We start from the raw sequence: 1,551 nt of genomic DNA, 5'->3' as shown, positions 1-1,551 counted from the left end.
GCCAGTGAACGGCCGCCCCCGCTCGGATCAGCTCTGGGTCGAGGTGCTCTCGTCGGCGGCCTCCAGCTCGGTCACGAGGAAGCCGAGGACGTCCGCGAACATCTCCTCGCCCCGCGGCTTGCCGCTCAGGCCGCGCAGGTTCAGGGAGCCGTCCCGGGCCTCCGCCATCACCTCGCCCACCTTCCCGACCAGGTCGGTGCGGTCGGCCAGCGGCCCCGAGACTCCGGTGATGCGGACCCGCTGGCCGATGACGAAACCGCCGGCCACCTTCGTGCCGGTCGTGTACGGCGAGACCCCTTCGTCGGTCGGGGTGCCGAAGAACCCGTCGGTGGGCGTCACGACGTGGCTGCGGTGGATGCGGAAGGCGTCGTCGTCGGCCGTGGTGACGATCGGGTCGCCCTGGCGAGCCGTGTGCCCGCAGGCCCCGCAGTGCTCGCGCTCGGGGCCGCCAGCGGTCGCCCAGAGCTCCCACGAGGTCTCCGGGCGGTTGATGACCGCGTTGCGCCGGGACTGCGCGGTCGACTTCGCGACGTCCATCGCCATCGCCAGGTCACCGATGCTCCCGCCCAGCTCCTGGTGCAGCCGGACGGCGGCGTCGCGCACGCCCTGGAGGCGGGGCAGGAGTCGGTGGTCCAGGTCGTTCAGGACGGTGTAGAGGCTCTGCGGGGTGACGTCCTGGGGGGCCTGCTCGCCCCGCTCGTTCTGGCCGGTCCGGAGCAGGGCGAGGGCCCACAGCGCGGTGTCGAACCAGTCCGCGAGGATGCTGGCCTCGGCTCCGAGGGCCTTCGCCTCGCCGGGGGTGAGGCTGATCGTGATGTCCAGGCCGCCGCGGATCGCGTCGGCGCCGCTGCGGAAGCTGGGGTTGGGGGTCTGGGTGTTCGTCACGGTGACTGTCTCCTGGTGGTCGGTGGATCAGGGCTGGAGGTAGCGGGCGGCGACGTCCACGAACCGGTCGTGAGCGACCAGCGCGGCTTCCCGGGCACGGGTCAGGTCGTCGGTGCTGGTGGATGCGTCGCGCATGGCGTAGGTGGCGGTCACCATCGAGTCGGCGGCCTCGCGGACGGCCGGGTCGGTGACGTGCAGGCGCAGGGCGACCAGCGGTCGGGTCACGGCGGACCGGGTGCTGTGGCTGCGGGCTCGGAGCTCCCGGACGCGGTCGTCCGGGTCGCCCTTCAGCCGGGCCTCGCCGCGGACCCACATCGCGGTGCGGTGGTCGCTGATCGCGACGGCAAGCGCGGTGATGGCTTCGAGCTGGGCCGCGCGGTGCTGCTCGCGGCGGGCGGTCTTTTCGGTCCGGCCGGCGGACGCGTGCTGGAACAGGCCGGTCACGATCGAGCCGAGCAGGGTTCCGGCGATGGCTAAGACGGTGGCGAGCAAGTCGGTCTCCCCGAGTCGGAAGGGGTACGAACCTTCGTACCCACACCCCAAAGGTACGAAGGTTCGTACCCCCCGTCAAGAGGCAGTCATGAACTCGCGGGTTCACGGACTCATGACGTCACTAGGTCGCCGCTGCAACGTGCAGCACGGGCCATGCTGCACGGTCCTTTACAC

The 1,551-nt window shown here is 71.6% G+C and carries 2 protein-coding genes; both read right to left on the bottom strand.

All coding sequences use genetic code 11. The features are described 5' to 3' along the window. Positions 1 to 27 precede the first annotated feature (27 nt). Positions 28 to 885 (bottom strand): hypothetical protein, encoded by an 858-nt coding sequence (locus tag IH48_RS34640; protein ID WP_051708011.1) that lies wholly within the window; start codon positions 883 to 885, stop codon positions 28 to 30. A gap of 27 nt (positions 886 to 912) precedes the next feature. Next, a complete protein-coding gene (locus tag IH48_RS0132050) occupies positions 913 to 1,377 on the bottom strand; it encodes a hypothetical protein (protein WP_030383210.1) in 465 nt (154 codons plus the stop codon). Positions 1,378 to 1,551 lie beyond the last annotated feature (174 nt).

It is taken from the genome of Streptomyces sp. NRRL F-5126, from assembly GCF_000721265.1.
Classification (GTDB): domain Bacteria; phylum Actinomycetota; class Actinomycetes; order Streptomycetales; family Streptomycetaceae; genus Streptomyces.
Note: the sequence above shows the minus strand (reverse complement) of the source record. Positions and strands in the feature narration are given on the sequence as shown.